The sequence below is a fragment of the Kaistia terrae genome (genome assembly GCF_026344005.1).
Classification (GTDB): domain Bacteria; phylum Pseudomonadota; class Alphaproteobacteria; order Rhizobiales; family Kaistiaceae; genus Kaistia; species Kaistia terrae.
Genome location: NZ_JAPKNH010000002.1, coordinates 204,010 through 228,479, shown reverse-complemented (window position 1 = coordinate 228,479; position 24,470 = coordinate 204,010). Strand labels below are relative to the sequence as shown.

Genomic DNA, 24,470 nt, shown 5'->3' with positions numbered 1-24,470 from the left:
GGGTCCATTCAGGAAAACTCCAGCCAGGCGAGCGCCAGCAGAAGCGCGGGCCAGACCAGCAGGAGAAGATAGTCGGGACGTTCGAGACGGCGTTGCGAAAAGGCAGGAAAGCTGCCGGAAAAGCCGCGCGCCCGCATCGCCCAGGCGACGCGTTCCGCCCGCTCGGCGCTGCGCAGCACCAGCATACCCAGCAGATGGCCGAGGCTGCGCCAGCTATGCCGGTTGCTGCCCGCCCGGAACCCTCGCGCCCGCATTGCCCGGCGGAGGCGCGCGTACTCTTCGTGAAAGACGGCGATGTAGCGGACGGTCAACTGGAACAGATGGGCGATGCGCGGCGGAACGCCGATGCCGTTCATCGCGCCGGCAAGCCGCATCGTCCCCATGGTCGAGAGCAGTGCCGCCGCCATCAGCACACCGGCATTGACGCGAACGATGATGACGATGGCGCGGTTCACGCCCTCCTCCGACACGGACAGGCCGAACAGGCGGAACAATTCCGTGCCGGGCATGGTCAGCGGCAGGGTCAATAGCAGGAACAGCAGAAACCCTTCCACTGCCGTCAGCCGCCGCAAGGTCGGGCCAAGCGGCAAGCGGGCGAAGACCGCGACGACCATGGCGGCCATCAGCGCCGCCGCCAGAGCCGGAGCGGAATGGAGCGTGGCCAGCAGGACGAGAAAGCTGATCGCGGCGACGAGGCGGACGCGCGGATCAATGGCGGCGAGCGGCCCGGTATCGCGATTTTCCGCGAAGATGGCAGCGGCACTCGCCTTCCCGCTCATGGGGCACCACCCTTTGGTGCACCAGCCTTTGGCGCACCGTCCTTTGGCGAACGACGCGATTTCAGGAAGGCCAGAAGCCCGAACACACCGACGATATAGCCGATGCCGCCGACGATATCCTGAACCCGCAGCGAGGATTCGAGCGCGTCGATCTGGGCCGCCAGCGGCGCGATTTTTCGCGCGACGGCAATTTCGATGTCCGCCATCGGCACGGTCGGCGAGGCGTTCGCTGCGACAGGAACCACGGCGTTGGTGGCAGGCTTGGCTGACGTCGGCGCTGGATCCAGTTCGCCTCCGGCCACGGTAAAACGCGCGACATGGCCATCTTCGGCATCGACCGTCACGACGATGTCGCCGCTATTCGAGACGGGCAGCGCGAACTTGCCGTCCGGGTCGGTCTTGCCGGATTGCAGCAGCGTGTTGGCCGCATCGCGAAGCGTGACATCGACGCCGGCCGCCGGGCCGCTGCCGACGAAATAGGCCTGGCCCTCGATGCTGTTTCCGATCGCCGAGGCAAAGACCTTGAGGCGATGCGCCGAAGCGGTGCCGACGGTTGCCAACAGGACGGCCAGAATCAGGGCGGCAAAGCCGAGAAGCCTTGAGATGTCAGGACGCGGCAAGTTTGCCTCCCCGTCGCATGGCGGGCGCCAAGAAAATGTCGGGGCTGACGCGGGCCAGAAAAGCACAGGCAAAACCGGTCAGGATCGCCTCGCCGACCAGAAGCGGACCATAGGAAAGCAGCACGATCCGGGCCGAAAGCGTGTAGCTGGCATCGCTCAGGGTCAGCGACAGCGCCACCATCACCGCTGTGCTGGCAACCGAAAGTGCTGCGACGGTCGCCCCGACCATCGCGGCGCGACGCGGATTGGCGTTGGCGAGGAGCGGCGCGAACAGCATGGCCCAGAGCACGCCGGGCAACGCGATGTTCATAGTGTTGACGCCCAGCGTCGTAACTCCGCCAAAGCCGAAAAAGACCGCCTGCAGAACGAGGCCGACAAACACCGCCGGCACGGCGGACCAGCCGATGATCAGGCCCATCAGCCCGGAAAGCAGCAGGTGCACGCTCGTCGGGCCAACGGCGACGCTGATCAGGCTGGCGACGAAGAACAGCGCCGCCAGAACGGCGACACGCGGCAGCCTGTCTTCATCGAGCTTCTTCAGGGCATAGGCCAGCGCAGCGGCAGTCACGACTCCGCCGCCGACGAGGACGGGGACCGACAACACGCCATCCGGAATATGGGCCATACCGTTCTCGCGGCTCGCTTGCTTCACCTCTCCCTGAGGGAGAGGTCGACGGCCGAAGGCCGGCGGGTGAGGGTTTACGGCCTCACCGGATCGTTCCCTAAACCCTCACCCGGAGCTTCGCTCCGACCTCTCCCGTGAGGCGAGAGGTGAAGCCAGATTCCCCGGTAGGGACGCTATTTCATGTCCCGGGCCTGGACCCAGATCAGCCCGCCAAGCTCGACCGGCTTCGGCTGGCCTTCCGGATCGGGCAGTTGGTAATCGGCATCGACGAGAGCGGCAAAACCCCACCAGCCGGCGCGTGGCATCGCGTAGTGGAACACGCCCTGCCCGTCCGCCTTGACGACTTGCGTGACGAAGGCGTCGGCCGGCGGCGTGACGGAACCGTCATTGACCCACTCGACCTCGATTTCGGCAAACGGCACCGGTGCGCCTTCGCGGCGCACGACGCCGCTGAACAGATTGCCGGTCCAAAGTCCGTTCGGGCGCGAAAGCGGCTCGATCTCGACGGTAAGTCCGACCGGCCGGTCCCAATCCGAGCCCCAGCCGAACGCGTCGACGACGACCTTGGAATAATGGATGATCGACTTGCCCTCGGCCGGTTCCCAATAGGGTTTTGGCTCGACAAAGAAGGTGTAGGCGCCGGGCTTGGCCGGCTTGTAGCTCGCCTTCCAGGCCATCTTGCCGTCGCGCGGCGCTTCAACCAGCGTGGCAAGCAGGTCGCTCTCACCTTCATCGGTGACGACGCCGAAGCGCGTCGGCTTCGCCATATCCATGGTCGGGCCACGATCCATCGGATGGGTGAAGACGAGATCGAGGGCGATCTCCTTGTCCTCCGACCCGAAATTATCGGTCGAAGGCAGGATCTCCTGGAAATGGGCGTAGGCCGCCGTGCCGGGACAGAGGATCGCTAGCGCGAGCACCACTACACGTATCGGTTTCAAGTCCATCCCCCACCCGCGAAATTGCATGTATGAGAAATGCAGCGAAACATCATACGCGTCAAGGATGCGACGCGTTTGTGGCTGGTGCACGTCAGTAGGAAATGTGGACCCCGAGTTGAACGGCGTGGCTGTCGGCTCCGGCGGCGAAGCGGCCGGCATAATTGACGAAGCCGCTGGCGCCGTAGGTCATGCCGAAATCAAAGCCGGCATCGATCGCCGCCGCATCGCGGCTCAAGCCGATACCGGCGATCTGGAAGCCGTCGCCGCCGGCGAAAGCCATGTCGATCGTCGGCGCATCATCGGCAAAGGAGTGCGACCAGGCAACGGCCACGCGCGGTTTGATCCAGCCGCCATTGGCGAGCGCGACGCGATGGCTGGCGCGCAGCCCCACCGACGTGACACAGCCGGAAAGGGAGGAGCCGGAGGACGAAAGGTTCGCGGCCCCTGCCCCATCTTCCTGGAAGCCGTCGAGATCGGTGCGAATGCAGGCGAGGCCCGCCATCGGCTCGATTTCGCTGGCGCCGAAGCGCACGACATAGCCAAGCTCGCCGAAGGCCTGCGCGCTCCAGCCGTCATAACGGCTCTTCGCCATGCCCGAGAGCGGCGCGACATCGATCGTGCGCTCGACATCCAGCTGATGCAGCGCCACGGCGACGCCGCCGCGCACCCGCAGGGCGTCGACATTCCACTGGCCATAGCCGGCGAGGATGAAGGATTGCAGGTCGGCGGTGCTGTCGCGTTCATCGAGCGCGATCTCGCCCTTGTCCATGCCGACCGCGAGGCCGACCCGGACGTCTTCTATCGTGCGGTCGATGCCGGCCATCAGGCCGGCCGAATTTCGCGAGCCTCCGGCGGCGTTGCCGTCGCCATCGAAATCGGCCTGCGAGCCATAACCGGTCAGCCAGGGCGTATAGCCCTCGACCCAGCCGGAATTGCGCATGCGGTTAAGCAGCGTCGAACGCGTCTGCTCGTTCTGGGCGAAGGCCGTGCCGAGCGCGGTCGCGTGGATCTCGCCGGAAAGATTGTCGAACGCCTCACGCGCCGTCGCCACATCGAGCGGCAGGATCGCGTCATGGACGGCGTTGCCGGGCGCCAGCTTCTCGATCGCCGCCGCCGTCGCGATCTGGTTCGGCGTGGCGCCTACCGAGGCGAATGTCGTGTCGTTGCGATCGAGCGTCACGGCGACCATCTGGTCGGTCTGCGTCAGCGTCGGATCCAGGAAGGCGTAGTCGGAGAAGGTGTTGCCGAAGGTGCCGGTGATCGTGCCGGTGGCGGAGAGGATCGTGTAGGACGTGCCGACATTGAGCGGCACGGCCGAGATCGCCAGCCGCAGCGTGCTGCCGTCGATGGAGACATCGCCGTTGACGGCGACCTGGCTCATGCCGGTACCGGTAACAGTGGTGCGCAGCGTCGCCGTCGCTTCGAGCGCCAGATCGCCGGCGACCGTGATGGTACCGGCCGGATTTGCTGCATTGCCGCCGGAGAGAATGCCGGCGACCGTTGTCGCCCCAACCGTGCCGATGCCGGAAAGCGTGCCGTTCGCCTCGACGGTGACCGAAGAGGCGGCGATGCTGCCGTCAACCTGCAGCGTGCCGCCGGTGATGGTCGTGGTGCCCTCGTAGCTGTTGTCGGCGGTGAGCGCCAACGTGCCGCCGCCGAATTTGTTGAGGCCGCCCTCGCCTGAAATCGTGCCGGAGAACACCGTCGAAGTGTTGTCGCCACCGACCGAAAGCCCGCTGGTCGTGGCATTGAGCGTCACGACACCGGAGCCGGCAAGCGAGCCGATCGTCGCCTTGAATCCGGCCAGATCCAGCGTCGCGCCGGCGGCGATGGTGAAGGCCGATTTTTGCGCCAGAGCATCTTCGGCCGCTGCCTGCAATGTGCCGGACTGCACCTCGGTGCGGCCGGTATAGAGGCTGATACCGCCGAGGCTGAGCGTGCCGTTGCCGACCTTGACCAGCGAACCGCCCGTTCCGCCGCCGATGCCGCCATCGCTGATGGTTCCGTCGACGGTCGTCGAGAGGTTGCCGCTGCCGACGCTGAGCACCTTGCCGCCGAGGCGGAAGGTTCCTGCGCCCTCGATAGTGCCGACGCTGATGCCGCTCGTGACCTGCGAGAAGTCCACCGTCGCGCCTTCATCGGCGATCAGATAGGCCGTTCCGCCAGTGGCATTGCCGGCGAATGTCGTCAGCCCGCCACCGCCGGTCGTGATCTTGGCCTCTCCGGCCGAGCTCGACCCGGAGAAATCGATGCGGCCGGCGCTGACGATGGTCGATTGCGCCGCCGTGCTGGTGCCGGAGAAAGCGATGGCGGAATCGAGATTGTTGATGATTTTCGAGGTGCCGGCAGAGCTTGCCCCCGAGAAGGCGACGGAACCGCTATTGCCGATTTCGGATGCCCCGGCCGTGCTGGTTCCCGAAAAGTCGATCGAGCCCCCGGCATTATTGGCCAGCTTCGAGGCGCCGGCCGAACTCGAGCCGGAGAAAGCGACCGAGCCGCTATTGCCGATCCGCGCATCGGCGGCCGTGCTCGTTTCGGTAAACCGGATCGTGCCGCCGGCATTGTTGACGACAAAGCCGGAGGCGGCCGAACTGCTGCCCTTGAACGTCACCTGGCCGCTGTTCGACAGCAGCGCCACGGTATCCAGCGACGCCTGCGCGGAGAAGACGATCGCGCCTGTCGCGTTGTTGGTCAGCGTCGCAGCGCCCGCGCGGCTGTTGCCGGCGAAATTGACGATACCGCTATTGTTGAGCGCGGCATTCGCCAGCGTGCTGGCATCGAGAAAATCGACCACGCCGGTGGTGTTGTTGGTGATCTCGGCGCTAGCGGCGCTGGAAGCGTCCGTGAACTCCATCTTGCCGTTGACGGTCAGCTTCGACGTCCCGGCCGTGCTGTCATCGGCAAAAGTCAGCGTCCCGCTGGCATTGGTGACGAAAGTGGCGCCGCCGGCCGTCGATGCGCCGCTGAAGACGGCCGTGCCGTTGTTGGTGACGCCGGCGGTTCCGGCGCTGGCAGTGCCACTGAAGCCGAGCGTGCCGCCACCATTGTTGACGATGGTCGAATTGCCAGCCTGACTCGCGCCCGTAAACGTCAGGCTGCCGGTGCCGTTATTGGTCAGAATGGCGTCCGCGGCGGTGCTGTCGTCGTTGAACTGGGTGCTGCCGCCCGAATTGGTGATGATGTTGGCTTGATCGGCCGTGCTGTTATCGTTGAACTGCACTTCATCGCCGTCATTCGCGGTGATCTGTTCCGAGCCGGCGGATTCATAGCCGTTGAATTCGCGGAACGACGCCGCCTGTGCCGGCATGGGAAGGCTCAGGCCGAGCCAGAGCGGGGCGCAACCGAGCGCAAGCCGGAGACGGAGCGAACGTCCTTGAACCTGCCGGGCCAAGGCAGAATGTTCCATGCCGACCCCACTGGAAATGGAATCTTGCCGCCACCGCATATCGCCGCCCTGCCCCTCGATGCCGCCGGGCCCGATGGGTTCCGGTTCGGCATGGTCCAGGAGACAGGTGACGCGATGCGCCTTAAGCTATGGTTAACAAGTGGTTGTTTTTCCTCAGCCAAGACGGCCTGGCGGCGCTATCGGGTCAACCGGCGCGCATTGGCGCGAACCTTCTTGCGATAGTTTTTGACGACACTGTCGAACGAGGCGCCCCCGGCCAGCCGCAACGAGGATTGCGAGGCCGCGTCCATCTTCTCGCTCATCATCAACGCCGCCTCGCGTTGCGCGTCCTGGCCGCCTGAGGCGAGCTTCATCATCCGAAGAAAGACGACCTGCTGCGATTCAAGCGCCAGCATGTTGAGATTGTACCAGGTGCCGAACATTGTCGTCTCCGTCTGGCTTTGGCGGGCAATTCCGCAGCAGCAAGGACGCCAACGCGGGAGCGAGCTATTTGGTGCCCGTCTTCGTGAAAAAGCGTCTTATTAACCATGTTATGAGATTCGTTCGACAGCACGCTGCGGCGGGGAACGATATGACGGCGGTTCCGTTAGTTGGTTCATGGCAACATGGAAACTTGCATACCTGACGTTTTAGGGTTGCGATTTCGACCGGCTCGGAAGAGACGAGGCACTACCAAAACTGGGTAGATTATTGTGATAAATCGCGACAATGGACCGCCAGTCATTCTCGTCGTCGAGGATGAAGGTCTCGTCCGCATGGCAGCCGCAGACGAGTTGGCCGAAGCCGGTTTCAGGGTTCTGGAAGCGGCCAACGCCGACCAGGCGATCCGGATGCTGGAGACGCATCCCGAGATCACCATCCTGTTCACCGACATCGACATGCCGGGCTCCATGGACGGGATCCGCCTTGCCCATGCGGTGCGCGAGCGCTGGCCTCCGGTGAAGCTCGTGCTGGTCTCAGGTCATCAATCGCCGTCATCGGACAGCCTGCCGGTGGACAGTGCTTTCTTCAGCAAGCCCTACGACATGAACAGCCTGTCGAAGACACTCTGGGATCTGAGCCACTGAAGCGGATCAATGCGTCGGAGCTAGGCCCGGAGCATCAGCTCAGCTTGTCGATCTGCATTTCGAGATGGATGACGACCCCATCCAGGTTCCACGCATAATCGAGCGTGCCGGCGAACTGGCCGATGACGACACGGTTGGCGAGCGTGCTGCCAAATCCGTGTCGTTGCGGGCGCTCGGCGATCGGCGGTCCGCCGATTTCGCGCCAGTCCACCACCAGCATGCCCTCCCGCACAGACCAGACAACCTCGACCCGCCCCTCGGCCACCGCCAGCGCGCCGTATTTCGCCGCGTTGGTGGCGAATTCGTGGAAGACGAGCGCGAGGCTGGCGATCGCTGAACCGGTCACGAAAAGCTCCGGGCCCGCCAGGACCAGGCGAAGACCGGTCTCGCCCTCCCCATCGCGATACGGCAGCATGATCGCCTCGATCAGCGTCCGCAGGCTCTGCGCGCCGCTGACCGGCTCGATGTCGTCGATCAATCCCGGCCGGGTCAGTTCATGAGCCCGGGTCAGCGCAGCGAGCCGCTGCCGCACGGCCTGCGCGAGTTCTGCCGGCGTTTCCGCCGAGCGTGCGCTCATCGACACGATCGAGCCCGCAATGGCGAACAGGTTCTTGATGCGGTGGCTCATCTCGCGGACGATCAGTCGCTGCTGCTGCTCGGCATTGCGGCGCTCGGAAATGTCGCGGGCGATCTTGGACGCGCCAACTATTTTGCCGTCGCGATCCCGTACCGGCGAAATCGTCAGCGAAATCTCGACGAGGCTGCCATCCTTGCGGCGGCGGACGGTCTCGAAATGATCGACCCGCTCGCCATTGCGGATGCGCCGGAGGATGGCCGGTTCCTCGTCCTGCCGGTCGGGCGGGATCAGGAGCGCGATCGGCTTGCCGACCATTTCCTCGGGGGAATAGCCGAACAGGCTCTGTGCCCCGGCATTCCAGCTGACGACGACGCCATTCAAATCCTTGCTGATGATGGCGTCATGCGAGGATTCGACGATGGCCGAGAGGACGGCGGCCGACAGGTCCGAGCGTTTCCGCTCGGTGATGTCGACCAGCATGTTGACGGCGCCGATGATGTTGCCCTGTCCGTCGCGCAGCGGCGTCGGATAGGATGAGAACGGCACGCGCGTGCCATCCGGCCGTTCGGCGATCGCCTCGGCGGCGCGGATCGGGCGGCCTTCCTTTAGCGCAATCGCGGTCGGGCATTGATCATGCGGCAGCGGCGAGCCATCCGGCCGATAGAGGCGCCAGGCGCCGCACCATTGCTCGGCGTTCAGCACCGGCCTGCGGCCCCAGAGCGCGGCGGCGGCCTCGTTGTAGGAGGTGATCCAGCCCTGGGCATCGACGGTGTAGATCGCGGCCGGCAGCGCGTCGACGAAATCGCGGATCTGGCCGAGGCTCTGCGCCATGCGCGCGAGATCGGTCAGTTCCGGCTCGTTGAGCGACGTATCCTTGATCACGGCGTCGAATGCAGAGCCCAATCCGCCCTCCAGGCGCCCGACATGGGCATCATGCCATTAGGTCGTAGAACCGAGCGGCAAATCAAGCGCCATCCCTTCCATCGTTGATCATCGTGAACGGGCAGTTATTTCTGCCGCAATTGAAACACGAGAAAAGTCCCGCACCACGCGAGAAAGCCACGCCGGGTTCGGCGCGACTTCCTCGCTGATAGCTATGGACCGAAGCCGGCACTATTCGGCGTATTTGAATTCTGGCGCGGCGGTCAGGCTTTCCTTGGTCGCGGCGCGCAGGATCGTCTTGCCCTTCTGGGTCGTGTCGAGATCGAGATAGGGCACAGCGACGAGCTTGGAGCCGATGCCGAGGAAGCCGCCGACCGAGAGAACCGCGTAAGGCACCTGCTGGTCGGCCGTCAGGATCAGATCATCGACCGAGCCGATCGCGTCGCCATTCTCGTTCTCGACCGTCGAGCCGATGATCTTCGAGGCGCGCCATCCGGTGGCGATTGTTGCCGGGTCCAGCGTTGCAACGCCGACGGTCTCCTGCGGCGCGGGCTTCGCGTCCTGCGCCATGGCAGGTAGCGTCAGCGCGGCCGGAACGGTCAGGGCGCCGAAAATAGCCAAGGCTGCGAGCGTCTTCGTCATGTGGATCCATCCTTTTTGGTGGGGGTGACGGTTCAACCCGGTCGAAGCCCGATGGTTCCCGCGCAACGAGCTTATCCACCGCCCCTTTCGAGTTCTGCCGGCATAGGCCACCAACAATCGCGCCATCACAACTCTAAGACCACGGGAACCAAACAGTCGCCAGTCCGTTGAACCGCCGACAATTCAACAAGGAGGCTGTTATGGGTCGCGGAATCTTGCTCTGGCTGCTCGGTGTTCCAATCCCGGTTATCATTCTTCTCGCCATCTTCTTCCGATAGGAGGATCTAATGGCCTTACTCGAAGTAGAAACGGCGACCGCCACGCCGGAATCGTCGCAGTCCGCCGTGGCCTGGAGCGCGATCTTCGCCGGCGCGGCGGCGGCGATCGCGGTGACGCTCGTCATGGCCCTTCTCGGCTCCGGCCTCGGCCTCGCCGCCATATCGCCTTGGTCGGGCGAAGGCGCCTCGGCCACCACCGTCGCCATCTCCACCGTCATCTGGCTCGTGATAACGCAGTGGGTGGCATCCGGTTTCGGTGGCTACATCACCGGTCGCCTCAGGACCAAATGGGTCGGCATCCACACCGATGAAGTCTTCTTCCGCGACACGGCGCATGGCTTCATCGCCTGGTGCGTCTCGACCGTGATCGTCGTCGGCCTGCTTTCCTCGGCGATCGGCTCTGTCGTTTCGCAGGGTGTGCAGGCCACGGCAACGCTGGCTTCCGGCGCGGCCCAGGGTGCCGCACAGGGCGCCACGTCCTCCGCCACGAGCAGCGCGGCGGATCCGAGCGGCTATTTCATCGATCTGATGTTCCGCCCGACGGCTCAGGCCGGCTCCACCCCGCCGCCACAGGGCGATGCCGCTGCCGTGCGCGGCGAGGTAACCCGCATCCTGCTCCAGGACGCGGCAGCGGGTGAATTCCCGCCCGGCGACAAGGCCTATCTGGCCCAGTTGGTCGCCAACCGCACCGGCATGCCGCAGGCCGATGCCGAAAAGCGCGTCAACGACGTCCTGGCCCAGATCCAGTCCGTAAAGGACAAGGCCAAGGAAGCGGCCGACACCGCTCGCAAGGCCGGGTTGACGACAGCGCTGCTTACCGTCGTCGCCATGCTGGTCGGCGCGTTCATCGCAGCGGTTGCCGCCGCCTATGCCGGCAGTCGCCGCGACGAGGATACGGTCGCCATCCGACGCTAAGCCTTAGCGATACCATCAAGGAAAGCCGCCGCTCCCCCGAGCGGCGGCTTTTTTGTTGCCCGATAGCCCATGGGGGGTCGCAGGGAACAATTGTCTCCGGCCGGCCCTATCGCGAGCAAATCCAACGCCGAACCGGCCCAATTCCCGGTGCAATCCGCGTTGACGAACAGTCATTTCAAATGCATGTTTGAATCCGAAGACCGAGTTGCTTGAACCGGGTTCCTTGGATGGGTGGCGCGCCTCCGTGGCGAGACGGCCGCAAATGGCTTTCGGAGATGACTGAATGAGCAAGATGCGTATCGAAGGGTCGTTCGTCGCCCTGATCACTCCGTTCAACGAAGACGGAACGGTCGACTTCAAGGCGTTCGAGGATCTGCTGAAGTTCCAGGAAGACAACGGCACCGCCGCCGTGCTCATCCTCGGCTCGACCGGCGAGATCTCGATGCTCAGCCTGGAAGAGCGCCGCGACATCATCTCGAAGACGGCGAAGATGAAGACCGGCGGCATGAAGCTGTTCTACGGCTGCACCGGCGGCGACACCAAAACCTCGATCGACCTCGTGCGCTTCGCCAAGGGCGAAGGCGCCGACGGCGCGATCCTCGCGGCGCCTGCCTATATCTGCGCCTCGGAAGCCGACATCGAGCAGTATTTCCTCGATATCGCCGAGTCGACCGAACTGCCGATGGGCATCTACAACAACCCGCCGCGCGTAAAAACCGATCTCGGCCACGAGGCGCTGCTGCGCCTGTTCAAGCACCCGAACTTCGTGGTGCACAAGGAATCGACCGGCCGCGTCGGTCAGGTGGCGCAGGTCATCGCCGGCAATCCCGACGTCGCCATCATGTGCTGCGACTCGCCCAATCTGGGCCTGGTCGTGCCGACCATGGCGCTCGGCGGCCACGGCACCGCCAACATGACGGGCAATCTCGCGCCGGCCGAAATGGCTGCGCTGTCGAAGCCGTGGACGGCCGATACGGACGGCTTCGCTTTCCGCGAGAGCTACATGCGCCTGCTGCCGCTGCTGCACTACACCTATTCGGCCATCAACCCGGTCGCGGTGAAGTCGCTGATGAAAGCCGTCGGGCTGCCTGCCGGCGACCTGCGTCGTCCGCTCACCGGCCTCAAGGGGCCGGCGCTCGACAAGGGCGTCGAGATCATGCGCACGCTCGGCCTGCTCGACCAGTACGGCCTCAACGCCGCGACCCGGATCGCTGCCGAGTAACGTCCTCCCAAGGCAGGAAGGCGGCCGACCTCCCGCGGCCGTCTTCCCCGCTGCGCCTTTGCCATAACGGACTGAAGGCCAACTCGTGGCGCAGCCGACAACACCGACATTGTTCTAGCGACGGAGCGCGGGCCGTGATCACGGTTTCCGGTACGAGCCTTGGCCAGATGCCCCGCTTTCGGGGGATCAAGGCTTGAAGCGCGCCATCGTCATCGGCGGCGGCATTGTCGGGCTTTCGCTCGCGGTCGGCATGGCGCGCACCGGGCTTTCCGTCGTGATCCTCGACGGCTCCGACCAAGAGCCGCGCGCCTCCTATGGCAATGCCGGCCTCGTCTGGGTGCAGGGCAAGGGCGCCAACCACCCGCCCTATGCGCAATGGAGCCGACGCTCGGCAAGCCTCTGGCCGCAATTCGCCGAAAGCCTGCTGGCCGCGACCGGCATCGATCCGGAATATGACCGCCGCGGCGGCTTCAGCCTCTGCCTGTCGGAAGAGGAGCTTGAAGCGCGAGCCAGCATGGTCGCCAAGCTCTCAGGCCAGCCGGGCATTCCCGACGACGTCGCCATGGTCGATGTCGACTTCATCCGCGAACGGCTGCCGAAGGTCGGGCCGGATGTGATCGGCGCCAGCTGGTGCCCGGCCGACGGCCATGCCAACCCGCTGTTTCTGAACCAGGCGCTGGCGGTTCAGGCGCGATCGCTCGGCGTCGAAATCCTCCGCAACGACAAGGCGCTGTCGATCGGCATGGCCGGATCGCAATTGACCGTCTTCTGCGCGGAAAACCGTTATCCGGCCGAGCGCGTCGTCATCGCCGCCGGCCTCGCGACGCAGCCGCTCGCCGCGACCGCCGGCATGCGCGTTCCGCTGAAGCCGGTGCGCGGCCAGATCGTCGTCACCGAGCGGCTGCCGCCCTCGATCGCCCATGCGACGCCGACCACCCGTCAGGCCCGCGCCGGCAGCGTCATGTTCGGCAACAGCCACGAGGATCACGTCGTGACGCCCGGCACCACGCTGCCGATCCTGGCCAGCCACGCGCAGCGCGCCATCCGCGAGTTTCCCTTCCTGGCCTCGGCGAGGGTACTGCGCAGCTGGGGCGCGATCCGCGTCATGCCGGCCGACGGCATGCCGATCTATGCCCGCTCCGAGACCTGCCCCGGCGCCTTCGCCGTCGCCTGCCATTCCGGCATCACGCTGGCAGCCGCCCATGCCGGGATCGTCGGCCCGGCCATTGCCCGCGATGCGCTACCCGGCGAGCTCGCCACCCTCTCCTCAAGGCGCTTCGATGCTGCGCTCGCTTCTTGATCCCGCCGAGGCGCGCCTGACCGTCATGGTCGATGGGCGGCCCTTCGACGCCCATCCCGGCGAGACGGTCGCCGCCTGCCTGATGCGCCACGATCTCGTGCCGACGCGGCAGACGCCGACCGGGCGGCCGCGCGCGCCCTATTGCCTGATGGGCGCCTGCTTCGAATGCACCGTCGAACTAGACGGACGGACCAACGTGCAGGCGTGCCTGACCCCGGTGCGCGACGGAATGGTGATATGCCGGAATTTGCGAGCGTAGACCCGGCGACGGATGTCGCGATCATCGGCGCGGGTCCCGCCGGCATGGCGGCCGCGATCGAGGCGCGCCGGCATGGCCTGGCCGTCACGGTCCTCGACGACCAGCCGACGATCGGCGGCCAGATTCTGCGCGGCATCACGGGCGCTCGACGCGTCCACTACGAGATCTGGGGCGCGCCGCTGGCGAGCGCCTTCCAGCAGTCCGGCGCGCGGCATGTCCGGGGCGCCAGCGTCTGGGCACGCGATGGCGAGACGCTGGTCTATGGCGTCGAGGGCCAGACCTGCCGGTTGCAGGCAAAGGCCGTCATTCTCGCCACCGGATCGATGGAGCGCCCGGTCGTGCTGCCCGGCCACACCCTGCCCGGCGTCGTCACCGTCGGCGCGCTGCAATCGCTGCTGAAGGGCAGCGCCGCCGTGCCGTCCGGGCGCTATGTGCTGGCCGGCAGCGGCCCGCTGTTGGTGCTGACGGCGCTGCAACTCACCAAGGCCGGCGCGCCGCCGCTGGCGATCATCGACACCACGCCGCGCGGGCGCTGGCGCGCCAGCCTGACGAAGGCGCCGGGGCTGATCGGCGAGCCCGCGCTGGCGATAAGCGGCATGAAGCTGCTCGCCCGCATCCGCATGGCGAAAATCCCGATCTTCCGCCACGCCACGGATCTTCGCGTGCTCGGAACCGACCGCGCCGAGGGACTGGCGTTCCGCGCGGAAGGCCGCGAGCACCGGCTTGAAGCCGGCATGGTGGCGCTGCATGACGGCGTCGTGCCGAACGACCAGCTCGCGGTCTCGTTCGGCTGCGCCAGCCGCTGGAACGCCGACGCGCAGGCCTATGCGATGGTGACGACCGCCGAGGTCCGGGCCTCGGTTGGCGGCATCTGGATCGCCGGCGATGCGGCGGCTATTTCCGGCGGCTATCTGGCGACGCTGACGGGCCGGCTCGCCGCGCTCGACGTGGCGCGCGAACTGGCGATGCTGACGGCAGAGGCGCATGCCGAAGCTGCAGCCCCTGTGCTTGCCGAGAGATCGAGACGGCTGGCCGCGCGCCGCTTCGTCGACGCGCTCTATGCACCGACGCTGTCGGCGGCGAAGGCGGATGGCTCGGCGTTGCTCTGTCGCTGCGAGGAAGTGCCGGTTTCGCGCGTCCGCGCCGCGATCGCGCAGGGCGCGACGGGCACGCGGCAGGTCAAGGCGGCGACGCGCTGCGGCATGGGTCCCTGCCAGGGGCGGCAATGCACGCTGTCACTGGTGAGCGTGCTGGCCGAGGAACTGGGCGCCGCCGTCACCGATTTTTCCCGACCGAGCCTGCGCACACCCGGCCGGCCGATCACGGTCGCCGAACTCGCCGCCAGCCACAGCGGCCAGGGCCATACAGGCTCGGACGCTTGATCTGACTCTGCGTCTTTGAACGTCGCCGCATGCTTCCCTCATCATCCTGAGGTGCCCGGCAAAGCCGGGCCTCGAAGGAGGGTCCAGGGATCCCCCGTGTTGAAAGACGCGGGCGCGGGTCAGTGGAGATGCGGCGGCGTCGGTAAGCATCCGTGCTCCGCTGAACCCTCCTTCGAGGCTTCGCTCTCGCGAAGCACCTCAGGATGATGGTGGAGTGGGCTGATTCAGTAAGGCTGAGGCAGCGGGCGCCAACGCCCCCTCGCCCGCTTGCGGGAGAGGGTTGGGGTGAGGGTCTGACCTACGCCGCCGCTTCGATCGGCGGCTGGGTGAGAACCGAGATCGGCGCGGCGTCGGTTTCGTGGCGCACGACCTCGACGAGGCAGGTCTGGGCGCTCGGGCCCTGGCCGAGGCGCGAGGTGCCGATGTCCTTGGTCAAGGCGTTCGGATTGCCGTGGTTCTCGATCATCCCGCCCTTGCCGTCCGAGATCGGATCGAAGGTGGCGCCGGTCGGCAGGCAGACGACGCCCGGCATGATCTTCTCGGAAATCCGAAGGCCGGCCAGCGAGACGCCGCGATCATTGAAGACGCGGACGATGTCGCCCTCGGCGAGACCGCGCGCGGCCGCATCGGCCGGATTCATGATCAGGCCGGCGCGCTCGCGAACCTTGTTGTTGCGGCTATGGCGGCTGGCGTCCATCTGGCCGTGCAGCTTGTCTTCCGGCTGGTTGGAGATCATGTGCAGCGGATAGCGCGTCGCCAGCTCCGACCCGAGCCATTCGGACGGGGCGCGCCAGACCGGCAGGCCCGGGCATTCCTCGTAGCCGAAAGCCGCCACTGCCTCGGAAAAGATCTCGACCTTGCCGGACGGCGTCTTCAGCGGATGAGCGACCGGATCCTGCCTGAAATCCTTGTAGAGCGTGAAGCCGGTGGCCGGATCGGGGATGCGGACATGGCCGGCTTCCCAGAAGGTGTCGAAATCCGGCGGATTGAAGTTGCGCTTCGACATCGCCTCGCTGAAGCGATCATAGATGATGCGCAGCCACTCGAACTCGCTGCGGTTCTCGTGGAAAGCCTCGCCCGCGCCCATGCGATCGGCCAGCGCGCCAAAAATCTCGAAATCGCCCCTCGCCTCGCCGACCGGCTCGATCGCCTTGTGCATGGCGAAGAGGTACGGATCGCGCGAGGAACCGCCGATGTCGTTGCGCTCGAGCGGCGTCGTCGCCGGCAGCACGATGTCGGCATGGCGGGCCGTCGCCGTCCACCAGGGCTCGTGCACGACAATGGTATCCGGCCGCTGGAAAGCCTCGCGCAGGCGGAACAGGTCCTGGTGGTGGTGGAACGGATTGCCGCCGGCCCAGTAGACCAGCTTGGTATCCGGATAGGGGAACACCTTGCCGTCGAACTCGCAGGGCTCGCCTGGCCGCAGCAGCAGGTCGGTGATGCGCGCGACGGGGATCTTCAGCTCGCCCGGAACCTTCGGCACGGCGAGGCCGGAGATCGGCAGTTCATAGAGCGGGCTGCCCATGCCGTTCATGGAACCGTAGCCGAAGGCGACGCCGCCACCCGGCAGGCCGATCTGGCCCAGCATCGCGGCAAGCGCGACCAGGCCCCAATAGGGCTGCTCGCCATGCTCGGCGCGCTGCAGCGACCAGGCCGCCGTCAGCATGACGCGGCGGTCGAACAGGCTCTCGGCGAACTCGGTGATCGCCTCGGCGGAGAGGCCGGTGATCGCGGACGCCCAGGCCGGATCCTTGACGACGCCGTCATCGGCGCCCTGCAGATAGGCGAGGAAACGATCGAAGCCGACGCAGTAGCGATTGACGAAATCCATGTCCGTCTTGCCGCGCGCGTGGACCAGCCATGCGGTCGCGAGGATCAGCGCCATGTCGGTGCCGGGGCGGATCTGGATCCATTCGGCCTCGATCACATGGGCGGTATCGGTCTTGAGCGGCGAGACATTGACGAAGCTGACGCCGCTCGCGGCTGCCTGCTTCATGAATTCGCCATAGGGATGCAGCCCGGCGCCGCCCGACTGGATCTGCCAGTTCTTGCCGGCAATGCCGCCGATCGCCACGAAGCGCTCGCAATGCTCGAGAATGGCCGGCCAGTCGGTGACGGGACCGGCCACGGCCGCCATGTCGCCGAGCACATGCGGCAGCAGCCGCATCGCCGCGCCATAGCTGTAATTGGTGACCTGGCCGGTGCAGCCGCCGATCGCGGCCATGAAGCGATGGATCAACGTGCGGGCATGGTGCAGGCGGCCGGCGCTCGACCAGCCATAGGAACCGCCGAAGATCGAGGCGTTACCATGCTGGGTGCGCACGCGCTCCAGTTCGCGCGTCACATGGCCGAGCGCTTCATCCCACGACACCTCGACGAAGGTGTCGTCGCCACGGCCAAACCCCGGATGCGGCAGGCCGCGCCCGACCGTTTCCAGCCAGCCGCGCCGGATCGACGGCTTCAGGATGCGGTTCTCAGCATAGACCATCTCGGGCCACGCCTCGATCAGCGGGCTCGGCTGCGGGTCCTCGGCGAAGGGCGAGACGCCGACCAGCCTGCCGTCCTCGACATGGGCCGTGAAGGCGCCCCAATGGGCCAGGGACTGGAATTGGCGGCTGGTCGTGGTCATGGTTTCACCCTCGCAATTCGGTCGTCAGGCCCGGTCGTCCCGCTGGACCCGGAATCCGCAGTCAGGCATGGGCCGGAGTCGCGGTGGACGCCCATTCGCCGGCGCGATGACAGGCAACGCGATGACCGTCGCCGAAGTCCTCGAGCGCCGGAACATCGCGGGCGCAGACCTCGATGGCAAGGGGGCATCTTGTCCGGAACCTACATCCGCTCGGCGGATTAAGCGGATTCGGCAGTTCGCTGGAAAGCGTCACCATCGGCCCGGTCGCCGCGACCCGCTCGGCATCGCCCGCCGTCTGCATCAGCGCCCGGGTATAAGGGTGCAACGGCAGCGACCAGACGCCTTCGGCAGGGCCGATCTCCACGATGACGCCGAGATACATGACCGCGATCCGGTGCGAGACATAGCGCACCACTTCGAGGTCGTGCGAGATGAACAGGAAGGTCAGTTCCTGCTCCTTCTGCAGATCGAGCAGCAGGTTCAGCACCTGCGCCTGGACCGAGACGTCGAGCGCCGAGACGGGCTCGTCGCAGATGACGATCTTCGGCTCCAGCGCCATGGCGCGGGCAATGCCGACGCGCTGGCGCTGGCCGCCCGAAAGCTGGTGCGGCAGGCGGTCATGCATGGCGGCCGAGATGCCGACCCGCTCGAGCAGCGCCTTGGCCGTGGCAACGCGTTCGGCGCGGTTGCCGAGGCGGTGCACCGACAGCGGCTCCTCGACCAGCTCGCGCACGCTCATGCGCGGATTGAGCGAGCCATAGGGGTCCTGGAACACCATCTGGATGTCGCGCGCCTGCGCGCCGCGACGGCGCGGATCGGTGGCGCGGCCATCGATGCGGATGGCGCCGGATTTGGGCGTATTGAGGCCGACGATGGCGCGGGCGAGGCTCGACTTGCCGCAGCCGGATTCGCCGACCAGCCCCAGCGTCTCGCCGGCGGCGAGTTCCAGGCTGACACCGGCGACCGCATGCACGACGCCGCGCTTGGTACGGTGCTCGACCACCATCTCATCGATCTGCAGGCGCGGGCTCATGCGTACTGCTCCTGCTGCAGCGGATGGAAGCAGGCAAGCGACCGGGGGGTGCCCGCCTCCCGCACCAGCGGCGGCACAACCTGCCGGCAATCGGCCTCAGCGCGGACGCAGCGCGGCTCGAAGGCGCAGCCGGGCGGCCGGGCGGCGGGAACCGGCACGGTGCCGGCGATCTCGCGCAGCCGATGGCCGTCGGTGACGAAGCTGCCATGCGGGCGGGCCTGGATCAGGCCCTCCGTGTAGGGATGGCGCGGCCGCTCGAACACGTCCGCCACGCTGCCGCTCTCGACCACGCGGCCGGAATACATCACCGCCACCCGGTGCGCGACCGAGCGGACGACATGCAAATCATGCGTGATGAACAGCATGCCGAGGCCGAGATCGCGCTGCAGTTCCTTCAGGAGGTCGAGGATCTGGCCGGAAATGGTGACGTCGAGCGCCGTGGTCGGCTCGTCGGCGAGGATCAGCTTCGGCCGACCGGCCAGCGCCATGGCGATCATGACGCGCTGGCGCATGCCGCCGGAAAGCCGGTGCGGATATTCGCCGAGCCGGGCGCTGGCTGCCGGGATGCGCACCATGTCGAGCAGTTCCAGCGCGCGCGCCCGTGCGTCCGTCCTGGAGATCGTCTCGTGCAGGCGGATCGCCTCGACCAGCTGGCGTTCTACCGTCAGCACCGGATTGAGCGCAGAAAGCGGATCCTGGAAGATCATCGCCATCACCGAGCCGCGCACCTTGCGGATGTCGAGCTCGGAGGGAGAAGTCAGGTCTTGGCCCGCCAGCGTGATGCGCTTCGCCTCGACGCCGAGCGTCTTCGGCAGCAGCCGCATCAGGGCCAGAGCGGTGAGCGACTTGCCGGCGCCGGATTCGCCGACGATGGCCAGCGTTTCGCCGGCAGCGACGGAAAAGCTGACATCGTCGACGGCGCGCACGTCGCCGCGCTTGTCCTTGATGAGGATGGAGAGCCCCTCGACATCGAGGAGCGCCCCCTTCGGAGCGGAAGCGCTGGGCGTCATCTATCGCTTCCTGAAATGCGGGTTGAGGGCATCGTTGATCGCGTCGCCGAGCAGGTTCAGCGCCAGCACGGTCATGACGACGAACAGGCCCGGCAGGACGCAGATGAACCAGGTGCTGCGGATCGACGGCCGGCCGACATTGATCAGCGTGCCCCAACTCATGACATTGGGATCGCCGAGACCGAGGAAGGAAAGGCCCGCCTCGGTGATGATGGCGGTGGCGACCAGCACGGCGGCGACGACGATCACCGGCGACAGGCTGTTGGGCAGCACCTGGGTCAGGATGATGCGCGGCGTCGACATGCCGATGATCTTGCAAGACTGGACATATTCCGTCTCGCGTACGCGCAGCACCTCGGCGCGCGTCAGCCGCGCCACCGGCGGCCAGGAAACGACGGCGATGGCGATGACGATGTTCGTCACCGAGGGTGACAGGATCGACACCAGCACGATGGCAAACAGGAAGCCCGGAATGGTCTGGAAGGCATCGGTGATGCGCATCAGCACGGCGTCGACGCCGCGACCGAAATAGCCGGCGATCGAGCCGACCGTGATGCCGACGGCGAGCGCGCAGACGGTGGCGACGAGACCGACGATCAGCGATACGCGCGAACCGTAGAAGATCGCCGCGAGGATATCGCGGCCGAGCGAATCCGTGCCGAACAGCAGCCCCGGCCGCTGGCCCGGCCACATATAGGGACGCGCCACCAGCGCCCACGGCCCCTTCGGGAAGAAGTAGCCGGCCGAAAGCGCCATGCCGACGATCATCAGCAACAGGAGCAGGCCGACGAAACCGGCGGGGGAAAGCAGGACGCGGCGAAGCATGGTGATCCCCTTGCGTTTCAGCGACTGACTTCGACGCGCGGATCGAGCAGCGTGTAGATCAGGTCGATGATCAGATTGACGAGGATGATGACGAAGGAGCAGACCAGCAGCACGCCGAGGATCAGCGGATAATCACGCTCGAATACCGAGTCATAGGCGAGCCGACCGACGCCGGGCAGGCTGAAGATCGTCTCGGTCAGCACCGCGCCGCCGAACAGTTCGGCGATCTGCAACCCCACCATGGTGACGACGGGCAGCAGCGCGTTGCGCAGCGCATGGCCGATGATGACATGGCTGGTGCCGAGGCCCTTGGCATAGGCGGTGCGGATATAATCCTGGTTCAGAACCTGCAGCATCGAGGCGCGGGCCAGCCGCGCATAGATGGCGATGTAGAACAGCGACAGCGACAGCACCGGCAGGATCAGATGCTGGGCCACGTCGCCGACCAGCTGCAGCGTCGTCATGTCGACGCCGGGCGTGATCAGGCCGCCGACCGGCAGCAGCTTGAGCTTGACGGAAAAGATGATGACGAGGCCGAGGCCGGTCATGAAGACGGGCGTGGCGTAGAAGACCAGCACCACCATCGAGATGATGACATCGATCGGGCGGTGGACATGGCGGGCGGCGAAGACGCCGGCCAGCGTACCGATGAACACTGCGACGGCGACCGAGCAGACCACCAGCAGGATGGTCGCCGGCAGGCGCTGCAACACCAGCGACAGCACCGTATTCGAATTGCGGAAGGAATAGCCGAGATCGCCCTGCAGCACTCCGGTCACGTAATTGAAGAGTTGGACCAGCATCGGCTGGTCGAGGCCGTAGCGGGTGCGGAGCGTCGCCATCAGCTCGGCATCCATGTCGCCGCGCTGGCCACCGAGAACGTCGACCATGTCGCCGGGGACGAGGTGCAGCAGCATGAAGCTGCCGATCACGACGATGGTGATCACCACCAGGGACTGGAGCAGCCGCCACCCGAGATAGTTCAACAGATGCCGGTTCAAGGGGGACGCGTCTCCTGATGGCGGTGCGGATCGGGAACCCTCGGCCGGCCGCGCGGGGCGACCGGCCGAGGCCGGATTGTTACTCGGCCGGCGTCAGATAGACGTTGGCGAAGTTGCTATAGGTGCCGTTCGCGTCGATCGTGTGGTTCTTGAGACGCTTGCTGGCGATCGTCACGCTTTCGACGGCGACCAGCGGGAACACCGGCAGGTCTTCCATCGCGAGCTTCTGGAACTCGTGATACTCGGCCTTGCGCTTGGCGACATCCATTTCGGAAGCGGCCGTTTCGAGCAGCTTATCCATTTCGGGGCTCACATAGTGCGAGCCGTTGGAGAAGCCCACGCCCGGCTTGAAGCTCTGCGACCAGAAGGTGCGCTGCGTGCCGATCGTCGGATCCGAACCACCCGTCAGCAGATTGATGGTGAACTGGAAGTCGCGATCCGTGTAGACGCGCTTGACGAAGCCGGCGAAATCCTGCGCCCGGACGGTCAGGTCGATGCCAACCGCACGGAAGGCTTCGCGCATATAGGCCGCGATGCTGGCCTGATGCTCGCCATAGGGCAGCGGATCGACGGTCAGCTTCAGGCGCACGCCGTTGGCGTCCGGCTTGTAGCCAGCCTCGTCGAGCAGCGCCTTGGCCTTTTCCGGATCGAAGGCGTATTGCGGCACGCCGCTCGCGTCGAACATCTCGGTCAGCTGCTGGTGCAGCGGCGTCTCGGCCGACTTGCCATAGCCGAAGAAGATGTTCTCGACGATCCAGTCGCGGTCGATCGCATGGGCGATCGCCTGACGGACGCGCTTGTCCTTCATGATGGGATCATCGAGGTTGAACTCGATCATCTCCATCTCGTTCTGGAACTCGTAGCCCTTGGTGGTGATGTCGAATTCGCCGGTCGCGCCGAGGCGCTCCAGATCGGCCATCGGCACCAGGTTCTGCGGCGCGATCTGGGCTTCGCCGGATTCGATCGCCGAGGCGCGGGTGGCCGGATCGGGGATGAAGCGGAAGATCAGCTTGTCGAGATAGGGCTTGCCGGTGTCCCAGTAGTCGGGATTGCGCTCGAGCACGAGATTGTCGCCCGGCGAGAACGACACGAACTTGAACGGACCAGTGCCGATCGGCTTCAGATTGGCCGGGTTGGTGGCGATGTCCGTGCCCTTGTAGATATGGGCGGGAAGGATTTGCGCCTGCTGGGCGGCAAGGCTCTTCAGCATGCCGGGCGACGGCTTCGAGAGAACGAAGATCGCGGTGTAGGGATCGGGCGTCTCGACGGCGGTGACGTTGCCGAAGATCGTGCGGCCGCGGCCGTGCAGGACCTTCCAGACTTCCATGGTGGTGAAGGCGACGTCCTCGGAGGTGAACTCCTTGCCGTCATGCCACTTCACGCCCTTGCGCAGGTTGATCGTGACGCGCAGGCCGTCATCGCTGACCGAAAAGCTCTCGGCCAGCAGCGGCTTCGGGTTGAGGTCGTAGTCATAGGTGAACAGGCTGTCGGAGATCTTCGACGAAACCACCTGTTCCGCGCCCGCCGTCGTGATCGCCGAGGTCAGGATCTGCGGTGCGGGCGACATGATGAAAGTCGCATTGCCACCGCGCACAGGCTCTTCGGCCTGGGCGAAGGACGTCAGCGCGCAGAGCGCCGCGCCGAGACCGAGTAGCAACTTAGCTGGACGCATGAATGAACTCCCCTTGATGACTGCATGACCGAAGCGTGACGACCGCCGTCCCGCCATTGCCGGCATCCGCATCCGCGGAAGCTTTTGCCGGCTGGCACCTCGCAAATCGCGCGGGGCCTCTTCTTGGCAAAATAGCAACTGCGTTCGCCCTCCCCGAGGCAAACGCCGCCTAAGTCAGACCCAGAAGCAAAAAATATGTTTCATACCTTCATTTCAAACGAATGTTTTGTTTCTGGTCAAGCGCTTTTAGCGGGCAGGAGCCCGCGCTGGCTCCACGGCCGGCGAACAACCTGAAGGGATGGAGTTCCACAGCGATGGCGGCGCGAAAGGGCGCGGAAGCCCTCGCCTTCACGCCATCCTCTGGCGCGAAGTTAGGGACGGCCGGCTAGGAACGCGATGGAGGGGTTTCACGGCGTTGCCAGCCGTCGAGGCGCACCCTGCCCATTCCGAAGGCGCGGGATGGGTCAGCGATCACGGTCGCGGAAGGTGAAAGCGGCCTCAGGCGCCGGCGAAGGACGGGCTGGCGGGCGCGCGAAAGCCGGCGGCGATGAAGTGGACCAGCTGCCGGATCAGTGTCTCGTTGTCGAGGCGCGCCTGCTTGATCGGCAGGTCCGGCAGGTCGCGCGCGGCGGGATCCAGGTCGCCGAGGATCTGCATGATGGCGCCACGGGCGAAATCATAGCGCAGGCCGATTTCCGAGCGGGACAGCTCCGGTAACGTGTTGCCCAGCGCCTGGACGAACAGGCGGTGGATGCTGTCGAACTGGTTGGCGAGGATGGTGTTGGTCAGGGGCTGCGGCAGCGCACGGACCTGCAGCAGAAGCCGCACGGGCGAGCGACCGCCATAATCATCCAGGCTCTGCTCGACCATAGGCCGGACCAGCGCCTCGACCAGGCTCTCCAGCGGGATCGCCGCCTCGCCATTCTCGGCGACCAGCTTCTCCAGCGAGCGCAGGCGATTCTCGTTGATCGGGCGGAGGCAGGTCTCCAGCACGGTGCGCGTCAGTTCCTCCTTCGAGCGGAAGTAGTAATTGACCGCCGCGACATTGGCCCCGGCTTCGACCGTGATCTCGCGCAGCGTCGCCGAAGCGATGCCGCGATCGGCGAAAACTCGCAACGCGGCCTTGATCAGCCTCTCGCGCGTGTCGGCTTCCTTACCGGCCACAGCTATGCTTTCCGATACGACCAAGGCACCCGTTCTCCCATCCCGCTTCGATCCCGCGCCAACCTCGAAAGGTCCGACAGCGACATCCAAGCCACCAGCGTACAGGGTAACTTTGGCCCCGTCCCAATGACCATGCCGCCAAAGTAACGCCGGAATGCTTGCAGGCGCTCTCCAAAGACTTTGTCACCATGATTTTGCGATCGTCGCGCCCCTCACCGAACGGCGCGATGGCCTTCCCTGC

21 protein-coding genes are annotated in these 24,470 nt (G+C 65.8%); 6 read left to right on the top strand and 15 right to left on the bottom strand.

Features of this window, described 5'->3' with window-relative positions; all coding sequences use genetic code 11:
• Nucleotides 1-8: 8 nt before the first annotated feature.
• From cbiQ to OSH12_RS06175, 6 genes are all read right to left on the bottom strand, one after another.
• The gene (gene cbiQ / locus OSH12_RS06200) at nt 9-779 is read right to left on the bottom strand and encodes a cobalt ECF transporter T component CbiQ (RefSeq protein WP_266342655.1); all 771 of its coding nucleotides are present in this window, start codon (nt 777-779) and stop codon (nt 9-11) included.
• Complete coding sequence (locus OSH12_RS06195; RefSeq protein ID WP_266342654.1) at nt 776-1,399, bottom strand: hypothetical protein; 624 nt, start codon at nt 1,397-1,399, stop codon at nt 776-778. Before OSH12_RS06195 ends, cbiQ begins: the two co-directional genes overlap by 4 nt.
• A complete protein-coding gene (cbiM, locus tag OSH12_RS06190; RefSeq protein ID WP_266342653.1) occupies nt 1,386-2,024 on the bottom strand; it encodes a cobalt transporter CbiM in 639 nt (212 codons plus the stop codon). The genes OSH12_RS06195 and cbiM overlap by 14 nt, the downstream gene beginning before the upstream one ends.
• 173 nt (nt 2,025-2,197) lie before the next feature.
• Complete coding sequence (locus OSH12_RS06185; RefSeq protein ID WP_266342652.1) at nt 2,198-2,971, bottom strand: DUF4198 domain-containing protein; 774 nt, start codon at nt 2,969-2,971, stop codon at nt 2,198-2,200.
• A gap of 85 nt (nt 2,972-3,056) precedes the next feature.
• The gene (locus OSH12_RS06180) at nt 3,057-6,371 is read right to left on the bottom strand and encodes an autotransporter outer membrane beta-barrel domain-containing protein (protein WP_266342651.1); all 3,315 of its coding nucleotides are present in this window, start codon (nt 6,369-6,371) and stop codon (nt 3,057-3,059) included.
• Between the two features lie 176 nt (nt 6,372-6,547).
• Complete coding sequence (locus tag OSH12_RS06175) at nt 6,548-6,793, bottom strand: hypothetical protein (protein WP_266342650.1); 246 nt, start codon at nt 6,791-6,793, stop codon at nt 6,548-6,550.
• Between the two features lie 270 nt (nt 6,794-7,063).
• Between OSH12_RS06175 and OSH12_RS06170 the strand changes: the two genes are divergently transcribed.
• The gene (locus OSH12_RS06170) at nt 7,064-7,438 is read left to right on the top strand and encodes a response regulator (RefSeq protein ID WP_380223161.1); all 375 of its coding nucleotides are present in this window, start codon (nt 7,064-7,066) and stop codon (nt 7,436-7,438) included.
• A 34-nt stretch (nt 7,439-7,472) separates the two neighbouring features.
• Here the strand turns inward: OSH12_RS06170 and OSH12_RS06165 are convergent, their stop codons facing one another.
• Entirely contained in the window at nt 7,473-8,918 is a 1,446-nt protein-coding gene (locus OSH12_RS06165; protein ID WP_266342649.1) for a PAS domain S-box protein, read from the bottom strand.
• Between the two features lie 210 nt (nt 8,919-9,128).
• A complete protein-coding gene (locus tag OSH12_RS06160) occupies nt 9,129-9,539 on the bottom strand; it encodes a PRC-barrel domain-containing protein (RefSeq protein WP_266342648.1) in 411 nt (136 codons plus the stop codon).
• A 287-nt stretch (nt 9,540-9,826) separates the two neighbouring features.
• On the opposite strand from OSH12_RS06160, the gene OSH12_RS06155 reads away from it, so the two are divergent.
• From OSH12_RS06155 to OSH12_RS06135, 5 genes are all read left to right on the top strand, one after another.
• The gene (locus tag OSH12_RS06155; RefSeq protein ID WP_266342647.1) at nt 9,827-10,732 is read left to right on the top strand and encodes a hypothetical protein; all 906 of its coding nucleotides are present in this window, start codon (nt 9,827-9,829) and stop codon (nt 10,730-10,732) included.
• A 283-nt stretch (nt 10,733-11,015) separates the two neighbouring features.
• Nucleotides 11,016-11,954, top strand: coding sequence for a 4-hydroxy-tetrahydrodipicolinate synthase family protein (locus OSH12_RS06150; protein ID WP_266342646.1), 939 nt, complete (start codon nt 11,016-11,018; stop codon nt 11,952-11,954).
• Between the two features lie 193 nt (nt 11,955-12,147).
• The gene (locus OSH12_RS06145) at nt 12,148-13,254 is read left to right on the top strand and encodes an NAD(P)/FAD-dependent oxidoreductase (RefSeq protein WP_266342645.1); all 1,107 of its coding nucleotides are present in this window, start codon (nt 12,148-12,150) and stop codon (nt 13,252-13,254) included.
• Nucleotides 13,235-13,513 carry a (2Fe-2S)-binding protein gene (locus tag OSH12_RS06140; RefSeq protein WP_266342644.1) on the top strand — a complete coding sequence of 93 codons (279 nt, stop codon included), beginning with the start codon at nt 13,235-13,237 and terminating at the stop codon, nt 13,511-13,513. Before OSH12_RS06145 ends, OSH12_RS06140 begins: the two co-directional genes overlap by 20 nt.
• A complete protein-coding gene (locus OSH12_RS06135) occupies nt 13,492-14,895 on the top strand; it encodes an FAD/NAD(P)-dependent oxidoreductase (RefSeq protein ID WP_266342643.1) in 1,404 nt (467 codons plus the stop codon). The genes OSH12_RS06140 and OSH12_RS06135 overlap by 22 nt, the downstream gene beginning before the upstream one ends.
• A gap of 298 nt (nt 14,896-15,193) precedes the next feature.
• Here OSH12_RS06135 and OSH12_RS06130 read toward each other — a convergent pair whose 3' ends face one another.
• The 7 genes from OSH12_RS06130 to OSH12_RS06100 form a co-directional block, all read right to left on the bottom strand.
• The gene (locus tag OSH12_RS06130; protein ID WP_266342642.1) at nt 15,194-17,524 is read right to left on the bottom strand and encodes a molybdopterin-dependent oxidoreductase; all 2,331 of its coding nucleotides are present in this window, start codon (nt 17,522-17,524) and stop codon (nt 15,194-15,196) included.
• 61 nt (nt 17,525-17,585) lie between these two features.
• Nucleotides 17,586-18,557 carry an ABC transporter ATP-binding protein gene (locus OSH12_RS06125; protein WP_266342641.1) on the bottom strand — a complete coding sequence of 324 codons (972 nt, stop codon included), beginning with the start codon at nt 18,555-18,557 and terminating at the stop codon, nt 17,586-17,588.
• Nucleotides 18,554-19,567 carry an ABC transporter ATP-binding protein gene (locus tag OSH12_RS06120; protein WP_266342640.1) on the bottom strand — a complete coding sequence of 338 codons (1,014 nt, stop codon included), beginning with the start codon at nt 19,565-19,567 and terminating at the stop codon, nt 18,554-18,556. Before OSH12_RS06120 ends, OSH12_RS06125 begins: the two co-directional genes overlap by 4 nt.
• Nucleotides 19,568-20,392, bottom strand: a complete 825-nt coding sequence (locus tag OSH12_RS06115; RefSeq protein ID WP_380223155.1) for an ABC transporter permease — start codon at nt 20,390-20,392, stop codon at nt 19,568-19,570. It lies immediately after the preceding gene.
• A gap of 17 nt (nt 20,393-20,409) precedes the next feature.
• A complete protein-coding gene (locus OSH12_RS06110) occupies nt 20,410-21,393 on the bottom strand; it encodes an ABC transporter permease (protein WP_266342639.1) in 984 nt (327 codons plus the stop codon).
• 79 nt (nt 21,394-21,472) lie between these two features.
• A complete protein-coding gene (locus OSH12_RS06105) occupies nt 21,473-23,065 on the bottom strand; it encodes an ABC transporter substrate-binding protein (protein ID WP_266342638.1) in 1,593 nt (530 codons plus the stop codon).
• A 498-nt stretch (nt 23,066-23,563) separates the two neighbouring features.
• Nucleotides 23,564-24,229, bottom strand: coding sequence for a TetR/AcrR family transcriptional regulator (locus tag OSH12_RS06100; RefSeq protein ID WP_266342637.1), 666 nt, complete (start codon nt 24,227-24,229; stop codon nt 23,564-23,566).
• Between the last annotated feature and the right edge of the window lie 241 nt (nt 24,230-24,470).

Coding starts and splice junctions, on each gene's coding strand:
- cbiQ (WP_266342655.1), bottom strand. CDS start 779: ATGAGCGGGAAGGCGAGTGCCGCTGCCATCTTCGCGGAAAATCGCGAT.
- OSH12_RS06155 (WP_266342647.1), top strand. CDS start 9,827: ATGGCCTTACTCGAAGTAGAAACGGCGACCGCCACGCCGGAATCGTCG.
- OSH12_RS06105 (WP_266342638.1), bottom strand. CDS start 23,065: ATGCGTCCAGCTAAGTTGCTACTCGGTCTCGGCGCGGCGCTCTGCGCG.
- OSH12_RS06125 (WP_266342641.1), bottom strand. CDS start 18,557: ATGAGCCCGCGCCTGCAGATCGATGAGATGGTGGTCGAGCACCGTACC.
- OSH12_RS06135 (WP_266342643.1), top strand. CDS start 13,492: ATGCCGGAATTTGCGAGCGTAGACCCGGCGACGGATGTCGCGATCATC.
- OSH12_RS06185 (WP_266342652.1), bottom strand. CDS start 2,971: ATGGACTTGAAACCGATACGTGTAGTGGTGCTCGCGCTAGCGATCCTC.
- OSH12_RS06115 (WP_380223155.1), bottom strand. CDS start 20,392: ATGCTTCGCCGCGTCCTGCTTTCCCCCGCCGGTTTCGTCGGCCTGCTC.
- OSH12_RS06175 (WP_266342650.1), bottom strand. CDS start 6,793: ATGTTCGGCACCTGGTACAATCTCAACATGCTGGCGCTTGAATCGCAG.
- OSH12_RS06140 (WP_266342644.1), top strand. CDS start 13,235: ATGCTGCGCTCGCTTCTTGATCCCGCCGAGGCGCGCCTGACCGTCATG.
- cbiM (WP_266342653.1), bottom strand. CDS start 2,024: ATGGCCCATATTCCGGATGGCGTGTTGTCGGTCCCCGTCCTCGTCGGC.
- OSH12_RS06120 (WP_266342640.1), bottom strand. CDS start 19,567: ATGACGCCCAGCGCTTCCGCTCCGAAGGGGGCGCTCCTCGATGTCGAG.
- OSH12_RS06180 (WP_266342651.1), bottom strand. CDS start 6,371: ATGGAACATTCTGCCTTGGCCCGGCAGGTTCAAGGACGTTCGCTCCGT.
- OSH12_RS06150 (WP_266342646.1), top strand. CDS start 11,016: ATGAGCAAGATGCGTATCGAAGGGTCGTTCGTCGCCCTGATCACTCCG.
- OSH12_RS06160 (WP_266342648.1), bottom strand. CDS start 9,539: ATGACGAAGACGCTCGCAGCCTTGGCTATTTTCGGCGCCCTGACCGTT.
- OSH12_RS06130 (WP_266342642.1), bottom strand. CDS start 17,524: ATGACCACGACCAGCCGCCAATTCCAGTCCCTGGCCCATTGGGGCGCC.